This is a genomic window from Pseudomonas sp. GM80 (assembly GCF_000282515.1).
GTDB lineage: Bacteria > Pseudomonadota > Gammaproteobacteria > Pseudomonadales > Pseudomonadaceae > Aquipseudomonas.
Genome location: NZ_AKJD01000027.1, coordinates 1 through 8465, shown reverse-complemented (window position 1 = coordinate 8465; position 8465 = coordinate 1). Strand labels below are relative to the sequence as shown.

Here is an 8465-nt window from a genome sequence, read left to right as displayed (position 1 = left end):
AACCCGCCAGTGGCAGCTCCCGCAACAACGGATATGCCCCCAAATCCCAAATCCCAAATCCCAAATCCCAAATCCCAAACCCAAACAAACAAAAACGGCCCCTATATAAATAGAGGCCGTTCCCGGTACAACTTAAGACGTTATCGCAAGACAGGTCTTATTTGCGGTCTTCCAGCTTGGTCAGATCACGCGACTCATAACCGGTATACAACTGGCGCGGACGGCCAATCTTGTACGGGCTGGAGAGCATCTCTTTCCAGTGCGAAATCCAGCCAACAGTACGTGCGAGGGCGAAGATCACAGTGAACATGCTGGTAGGAATGCCGATCGCCTTGAGGATAATCCCCGAGTAGAAGTCGACGTTCGGGTACAGCGAGCGTTCGATGAAGTACGGATCGGTCAGGGCGATCTCTTCCAGGCGCATGGCCAGTTCGAGTTGCTTGTCGTCCTTGATGCCCAGTTCCTTCAACACTTCGTCGCAGGTCTGCTTCATCACGGTGGCACGCGGATCGCGGTTTTTGTAAACGCGGTGACCGAAGCCCATCAGTTTGAACGGATCGTTCTTGTCCTTGGCCTTGGCGATGAACTTGTCGATGTTCGACACATCGCCAATCTCGTCAAGCATGGTCAGAACGGCTTCGTTCGCACCGCCGTGGGCAGGGCCCCACAGTGCGGCGATGCCGGCGGCGATACAGGCGAACGGGTTTGCACCCGAAGAGCCGGCCAGACGCACGGTGGAGGTCGAAGCGTTCTGCTCGTGGTCGGCGTGGAGGATGAAGATCCGGTCCATGGCCTTGGCGAGTACCGGGCTGATCGGTTTGATCTCGCACGGGGTGTTGAACATCATGTGCAGGAAGTTTTCCGCGTACGTCAGGTCGTTGCGCGGGTACATCATGGGTTGGCCCATGGAGTACTTGTAAACCATCGCTGCCAGGGTCGGCATCTTGGCAACCAGGCGGATCGCGGAGATTTCGCGATGCTGCGGGTTATTGATGTCCAGGGAGTCGTGGTAGAAGGCCGAGAGGGCGCCGACTACACCGCACATGACGGCCATCGGGTGGGCGTCGCGACGGAAACCGTTGAAGAAGGTTTTCAACTGCTCGTGAACCATGGTGTGGTTTTTCACGGTGCTGACGAACTGGGCCTTCTGTTCTGCAGTCGGCAATTCGCCGTTGAGCAGCAGGTAGCAGGTTTCCAGGTAGTCCGACTTTTCAGCCAGCTGTTCGATCGGGTAGCCGCGGTGCAACAGAATGCCGTTGTCGCCGTCGATATAGGTGATCTTCGACTCGCACGAAGCGGTCGACATGAAACCAGGGTCGAAAGTGAAGCGGCCCGTGGCCGTCAGGCCCCGAACATCGATTACATCGGGACCAACGGTGCCGGTTAAAATGGGCAGCTCGACGGGGGCTGCGCCCTCGATGATCAACTGCGCTTTTTTGTCAGCCATGTGGCCTCCTATTTATGCTTGAACCATCAGACAGACCCCCCACGCAGGGCCCGCACCACTATAGTGAGATAAATTCGAATGTCAATTTGCCTAAAGTCTTGCTCCAGAAGGCTTTAAGCGCACTTTTTCCTCGAAATTGCCTGCCATTTACGCCTTTTATTCGACTTGTGCAATCAGCTATTTGGGGTAGGTGATTGCGTTGTCATTAGTAGCCTAACTGTCTATACTCGGCCACCGACCGCCAAGGGCTTTTGGGCCTGCTTTATTGGGGGTCGCATCCCTGGGTGGTGGTTACCTGACCAGTGCACTCCCCAACAACTTTGCCCTGATTGTTAGGGGCTCTTCAGTGTGAAAAAAAAGCCGTGAAAAGCCAACGACCTGTAAACCTAGACCTAAGGACCATCAAACTCCCCATCACCGGCGTTACGTCGTTTCTTCACCGTGTTTCCGGCATCATCCTCTTCCTGGGCCTTGGCTTCATGCTTTATGCATTGGGCAAATCCCTGGGTTCCGAGGAAGGTTTTGCCGAAGTGAAGGCATGCTTGACCAGCCCGCTGGCCAAGTTCGTAGCATGGGGCCTCCTGTCCGCTCTGCTGTATCACTTGGTAGCCGGTGTGCGCCACTTGATCATGGACATGGGCATCGGTGAGACGCTGGAAGGCGGCCGCCTGGGCTCGAAAATCATCATCGCCATTTCCGTGGTGCTGATCGTTCTGGCAGGAGTTTGGATATGGTAACCAGCGTTACGAACCTTTCGCGTTCGGGCCTCTATGACTGGATGGCGCAACGTGTGTCTGCGGTTGTTCTCGCGGCTTATTTCATCTTCCTGATCGGATACCTTGCAGCGAATCCGGGCATTGGCTACGACCAGTGGCACGGCCTGTTCGCTCACAACGGGATGCGTATCTTCAGTCTGCTGGCCCTCGTTGCCCTTGGCGCTCACGCCTGGGTCGGCATGTGGACCATCGCGACCGACTACCTGACGCCGATGGCGCTGGGCAAGTCCGCGACTGCAGTACGTTTCCTTTTCCAGGCAGTATGCGGCGTCGCGATGTTCGCTTACTTCGTCTGGGGTGTGCAGATTCTCTGGGGTATCTGATTCATGGCTAACATTCCAACGATTTCTTTCGACGCCATCATTATTGGTGGTGGCGGTGCCGGCATGCGCGCTGCGCTGCAACTGGCACAGGGCGGTCACAAGACTGCCGTGATCACCAAGGTTTTCCCGACCCGTTCGCACACTGTTTCCGCTCAGGGCGGCATCACTTGCGCAATCGCGTCCGCAGACCCGAACGATGACTGGCGCTGGCACATGTACGATACCGTCAAGGGTTCCGACTACATCGGTGACCAGGACGCTATCGAATACATGTGTCAGGAAGGCCCGGCTGCTGTTTATGAGCTGGACCACATGGGCATGCCGTTCTCGCGTACCGAACAGGGCCGTATCTACCAGCGTCCGTTCGGTGGCCAGTCCAAGGACTACGGCAAAGGCGGGCAGGCTGCCCGTACGTGCGCCGCTTCCGACCGTACCGGTCACGCGCTGCTGCACACCCTTTATCAGGGCAACCTGAAAGCCGGTACCACGTTCCTGAACGAGTACTACGCTGTCGATCTGGTGAAAAACCAGGAAGGCGACTTCGTCGGTGTGATCGCGATCTGCATCGAAACCGGCGAAACCACCTACATCCGCGCCAAAGCCACCGTATTGGCTACCGGCGGTGCAGGTCGTATCTACGCGTCCACCACCAACGCCCTGATCAACACCGGTGACGGCGTCGGCATGGCTCTGCGTGCTGGTGTGCCGGTACAAGACATCGAAATGTGGCAGTTCCACCCGACCGGCATCGCCGGCGCCGGTGTACTGGTTACAGAAGGTTGCCGTGGTGAAGGTGGTTACCTGATCAACAAGCACGGCGAGCGTTTCATGGAGCGTTATGCTCCGAACGCCAAAGACCTTGCCGGTCGTGACGTGGTTGCTCGCTCGATGGTTAAAGAAATCATCGCTGGCAACGGTTGCGGCCCGAATGGCGACCACGTACTGCTCAAGCTCGACCACCTGGGCGAAGAAGTACTGCACAGCCGTCTGCCAGGCATCTGCGAACTGTCGAAGACTTTCGCTCACGTTGACCCGGTTGTTGCGCCGGTTCCGGTTGTTCCGACTTGCCACTATATGATGGGCGGCGTTGCCACCAACATTCATGGTCAGGCGATCACCCAGGACGCTGAAGGCGTCGACAAGATCATCCCGGGCCTGTTCGCTGTAGGCGAAGTGGCTTGCGTATCGGTTCACGGTGCCAACCGTCTGGGCGGCAACTCGTTGCTCGACCTGGTGGTATTCGGCCGCGCTGCCGGCCTGCACCTGGAAAAGGCGCTGACCGACGGCATCGAATACGACGACGCTACCGAAGCCGACATCGAAGCTGCCCTGTCGCGTCTGAACGCGCTGAACAGCCGTACCGACGGTGAAGACGTGGCAACCCTGCGTCGCGAGCTGCAGAACTGCATGCAGAACTATTTCGGTGTATTCCGTACTGGCGAATACATGCAAAAAGGTATTGCTCAGCTTGCTGACCTGCGTACCCGCATCGCCAACGTGAAAATCAACGATAAGTCGCAGGCGTTCAACACTGCTCGTATCGAAGCGCTGGAACTGCAGAACCTGCTGGAAGTGGCTGAAGCTACCGCCATCGCCGCTGAAGTCCGCAAAGAGTCGCGCGGTGCTCACGCCCGTGAAGACTTCGAAGACCGTGACGACGAAAACTGGCTGTGCCACACCCTGTACTTCCCGGGTGACAAGCGCGTCACCAAGCGTGCCGTGAACTTCTCGCCGAAGACTGTTCCGACTTTTGAACCTAAGATTCGGACTTATTAAGGGTGGCCGCCATGTTGCAAGTCAGCGTTTATCGTTACAACCCTGATCAGGACGCCGCGCCGTTCATGCAGGAATTCCAGATCGATACCGGTGGTAAAGATCTGATGGTGCTGGACGTACTGGCCCTGATCAAAGAGCAGGACGAGGGTTTCTCCTATCGTCGCTCTTGCCGTGAAGGTGTTTGCGGTTCCGACGGCATGAACATCAACGGCAAGAACGGTCTGGCGTGCATCACGCCGCTGTCTGCCGTTGTCAAAGGTAACAAGTTGGTTGTTCGTCCACTGCCAGGTTTGCCGGTTATCCGTGACCTGGTCGTCGATATGAGCATCTTCTACAAGCAATACGAAAAGGTGAAGCCTTACCTGCAGAACGACACGCCGGCTCCGGCCATCGAGCGTCTGCAGTCGCCAGAAGAGCGCGAAAAGCTCGACGGTCTGTACGAGTGCATCCTGTGCGCTTGCTGCTCGACCTCTTGCCCGTCCTTCTGGTGGAATCCGGACAAGTTCCTGGGTCCAGCTGCACTGCTGCAAGCTTATCGCTTCCTGGCAGACAGCCGTGACACCAAGACCAACGAGCGTCTGGCTTCACTCGATGACCCGTTCAGCGTCTTCCGCTGCCGGGGCATCATGAACTGCGTCAACGTATGTCCGAAAGGCCTGAACCCGACTAAGGCCATCGGTCACATCCGTAACATGCTGCTTTCGAGCGGCGTGTGATTCAGCTGCTGTAACCGCTGTACCGTAGAGGCTGTGGCGCGGGCTTCAACCCGCGTCATGGCTATAACCAGAGCAGTAGCCACAAGCTGCCGCTCTTATTTTGAAGAAATGAGACAAGCAGGGGCATCCGGGCTGGTACCCGGACTATCAGTGTGATCCTAAGTGGCTTGTTTTAGTCGCTGCATTCGGACTTCTGCAAGTTTGCTCGGTGTCGACATCGATGGTGTTCCCCTAACCGAGGGTGACCAAGCATGCAAGAAAGCGTGATGCAGCGCATGTGGAACAGCGCCTACCTTTCAGGTGGAAACGCTGCCTATGTGGAAGAGCTTTATGAGCTCTACCTGCACGACCCTAACGCTGTGCCAGAAGAGTGGCGCACCTACTTTCAGAAGTTGCCTGCCGACGGCAACTCTGCCACTGATGTTTCGCACTCCACAATTCGCGATCATTTCGTGCTGCTGGCAAAGAACCAGCGCCGCGCCCAACCGGTTTCCGCCGGCAGCGTGAGCAGTGAGCACGAGAAGAAGCAAGTTGAAGTGCTGCGATTGATCCAGGCCTACCGTATGCGTGGCCACCAGGCAGCCCAGCTTGACCCGCTGGGGCTGTGGCAGCGTCCTGCACCTGCAGACCTGTCGATCAATCATTACGGCTTGACCAATGCCGATCTTGATACGACCTTCCGTGCCGGCGACCTGTTCATCGGCAAAGAGGAAGCGAGCCTACGCGAAATTCACGAAGCGTTGCAGCAGACATATTGCCGCACCATCGGCGCTGAATTTACGCACATCACCGATTCCGAGCAGCGCCAGTGGTTCCAGCAGCGTCTGGAAAGCGTGCGTGGTCGTCCGACGTACTCCGCCGACATCAAGAGCCACCTGCTTGAGCGCGTGACTGCCGGTGAAGGCCTGGAAAAATACCTGGGCACCAAATACCCGGGCACCAAGCGTTTCGGTCTGGAAGGCGGCGAAAGCCTGATTCCGATGCTCGACGAACTGATCCAGCGTTCCGGTTCCTACGGCACCAAGGAAGTCGTCATCGGCATGGCCCACCGTGGCCGTCTGAACGTACTGGTCAACACCTTCGGCAAGAACCCGCGTGAGCTGTTCGACGAGTTCGAAGGCAAGAAGAAGGTCGAGCTGGGTTCCGGTGACGTTAAGTATCACCAGGGCTTCTCGTCCAACGTGATGACCGCCGGCGGTGAAGTTCACCTGGCCATGGCGTTCAACCCGTCCCACCTGGAAATCGTTTCCCCGGTGGTAGAAGGTTCGGTTCGCGCCCGTCAGGATCGTCGTAACGACCCGACCGGTGAGAAGGTTCTGCCGATCTCCATCCACGGTGACGCTGCTTTCGCAGGTCAGGGCGTGGTCATGGAAACCTTCCAGATGTCGCAGACCCGCGGTTTCAAGACCGGCGGTACCGTGCACATCGTGATCAACAACCAGGTTGGTTTCACCATCAGCAACCCGCTGGACTCGCGTTCCACCGAGTACGCCACCGACGTTGCGAAGATGATCCAGGCGCCGATCCTCCATGTGAATGGTGATGATCCGGAAGCCGTGTTGTTCGTGACCCAGCTGGCTATCGACTACCGCATGCAGTTCAAGCGTGACGTGGTGATCGACCTGGTCTGCTACCGTCGTCGCGGCCACAACGAAGCTGACGAGCCAAGCGGCACCCAGCCTCTGATGTATCAGCAGATCACCAAACAGCGCACCACCCGTGAGCTGTACGCTGATCGTCTGACCCAGGGCGGTGTGCTCGACGCAGAGCGTGTTCAGGCGAAAGTCGACGAATACCGCAACGCGCTGGACAACGGTCTGCACGTAGTGAAATCGCTGGTCAAAGAGCCGAACAAAGAGTTGTTCGTCGACTGGCGTCCGTATCTGGGCCACGCCTGGACTGCGCGTCACGACACGCGTTTCGATCTGAAGACCCTGCAAGAACTGTCCGCCAAGCTGCTGGAAATTCCGGACGGCTTCGTGGTTCAGCGTCAGGTTGCGAAGATCTACGAAGACCGTCAGAAAATGCAAGCCGGCGGCCTGCCGATCAACTGGGGTTACGCCGAAACCATGGCGTACGCGACCCTGGCGTTTGAAGGTCACCCGATTCGCATGACTGGTCAGGACATCGGCCGCGGTACGTTCTCGCACCGTCACGCTGTGCTGCACAACCAGAAAGACGCGGGCACCTACATTCCGCTGGCGCACTTGTACGACGGTCAGCCACGCTTTGACCTGTACGACTCGTTCCTGTCGGAAGAAGCGGTACTGGCATTCGAATACGGTTACTCGACCACCACGCCAGACGCGCTGGTGATCTGGGAAGCCCAGTTCGGTGACTTCGCCAACGGCGCACAGGTCGTGATCGACCAGTTCATCACCAGCGGCGAGCACAAGTGGGGCCGTCTCTGCGGTCTGACAATGTTGCTGCCACACGGTTACGAAGGTCAGGGCCCTGAGCACAGCTCGGCACGTCTTGAGCGTTACCTGCAGCTGTGCGCCGAGCACAACATTCAGGTAGCGGTACCGACCACGCCAGCACAGATCTACCACTTGCTGCGTCGTCAGGTGATTCGTCCGCTGCGCAAACCGTTGATCGTGCTGACGCCGAAGTCGCTGCTGCGCCACAAGCTGGCCATCTCGACCCTGGAAGATCTGGCCGAAGGTTCGTTCCAGACCGTGATCCCGGAAATCGATACTCTGGACCCGAAAAAGGTCGAGCGTGTGGTTCTGTGTAGCGGCAAGGTCTACTACGACCTGCTGGAAAAACGCCGTGCCGAAGGCCGTGAAGATATTGCCATCGTGCGTATCGAGCAGCTGTACCCATTCCCTGAGGACGACTTGAAAGAAGTCCTGGCTCCGTACACCAACGTCAAAAATGCCGTTTGGTGTCAGGAAGAGCCGATGAACCAGGGCGCCTGGTACTGCAGCCAACACCACTTGCGTCGCAGCATCGGGAACCTCGACAAGTCTCTCGTACTTGAGTACGCGGGCCGTGAGGCTTCTGCTGCACCTGCTTGTGGTTACGCATCGATGCACGCCGAGCAGCAGGAAAAACTCCTGCAAGACGCGTTTACCATTTAACGCCTTCGCGCACCTGAAACCGAATTTAAGGAACTACAGATAATGGCTATCGAGATCAAAGCCCCCACTTTCCCGGAATCGGTTGCCGATGGCACCGTTGCCACCTGGCACAAACAACCGGGCGACGCCGTCAAGCGTGACGACCTGATCGTCGACATCGAAACTGACAAAGTCGTACTGGAAGTTCTGGCTACCGCCGACGGCGTGCTGGGCGCAATCGTCAAGAACGAAGGCGACACCGTTCTGTCCGACGAAGTGCTGGGCTCCATCGAAGCGGGCGGCGCTGCTGCCGCTGCTCCAGCCGCCGCTGCTGCTCCGGCCGCTGCAGCCGCTGCACCGGCTGG

Annotated in this window: 7 protein-coding genes; 6 read left to right on the top strand and 1 reads right to left on the bottom strand. The window is 57.7% G+C overall.

The genetic code is table 11. The annotated features are described in order from the left end of the window. Positions 1-157: 157 nt before the first annotated feature. Positions 158-1447, bottom strand: coding sequence for a citrate synthase (gene gltA, locus PMI37_RS03155; RefSeq protein ID WP_008077946.1), 1290 nt, complete (start codon positions 1445-1447; stop codon positions 158-160). A gap of 362 nt (positions 1448-1809) precedes the next feature. Between gltA and sdhC the strand changes: the two genes are divergently transcribed. From sdhC to PMI37_RS03125, 6 genes are all read left to right on the top strand, one after another. Then, on the top strand, positions 1810-2184 hold the full coding sequence (sdhC, locus tag PMI37_RS03150) for a succinate dehydrogenase, cytochrome b556 subunit (RefSeq protein WP_045122948.1): 375 nt from the start codon (positions 1810-1812) through the stop codon (positions 2182-2184). Further along, entirely contained in the window at positions 2178-2546 is a 369-nt protein-coding gene (gene sdhD, locus PMI37_RS03145) for a succinate dehydrogenase, hydrophobic membrane anchor protein (protein ID WP_007977503.1), read from the top strand. Before sdhC ends, sdhD begins: the two co-directional genes overlap by 7 nt. Before the next feature lie 3 nt (positions 2547-2549). Further along, positions 2550-4322, top strand: coding sequence for a succinate dehydrogenase flavoprotein subunit (gene sdhA, locus PMI37_RS03140; protein ID WP_008077944.1), 1773 nt, complete (start codon positions 2550-2552; stop codon positions 4320-4322). A gap of 11 nt (positions 4323-4333) precedes the next feature. After that, on the top strand, positions 4334-5038 hold the full coding sequence (locus PMI37_RS03135) for a succinate dehydrogenase iron-sulfur subunit (protein ID WP_008077942.1): 705 nt from the start codon (positions 4334-4336) through the stop codon (positions 5036-5038). Between the two features lie 251 nt (positions 5039-5289). Beyond that, positions 5290-8121: a 2-oxoglutarate dehydrogenase E1 component gene (locus tag PMI37_RS03130; protein WP_008077940.1), complete on the top strand. Its 2832-nt coding sequence runs from the start codon at positions 5290-5292 to the stop codon at positions 8119-8121. A 42-nt stretch (positions 8122-8163) separates the two neighbouring features. Next, positions 8164-8465 (top strand): biotin/lipoyl-containing protein (locus tag PMI37_RS03125; protein WP_008077938.1); only part of this gene is annotated, 302 nt, incomplete at its 3' end.

Excerpts from the sequence above, each read along its gene's own strand:
- gltA (WP_008077946.1), bottom strand. The coding sequence starts at position 1,447 with ATGGCTGACAAAAAAGCGCAGTTGATCATCGAGGGCGCAGCCCCCGTC.
- sdhD (WP_007977503.1), top strand. The coding sequence starts at position 2,178 with ATGGTAACCAGCGTTACGAACCTTTCGCGTTCGGGCCTCTATGACTGG.
- sdhA (WP_008077944.1), top strand. The coding sequence starts at position 2,550 with ATGGCTAACATTCCAACGATTTCTTTCGACGCCATCATTATTGGTGGT.
- PMI37_RS03135 (WP_008077942.1), top strand. The coding sequence starts at position 4,334 with ATGTTGCAAGTCAGCGTTTATCGTTACAACCCTGATCAGGACGCCGCG.
- PMI37_RS03130 (WP_008077940.1), top strand. The coding sequence starts at position 5,290 with ATGCAAGAAAGCGTGATGCAGCGCATGTGGAACAGCGCCTACCTTTCA.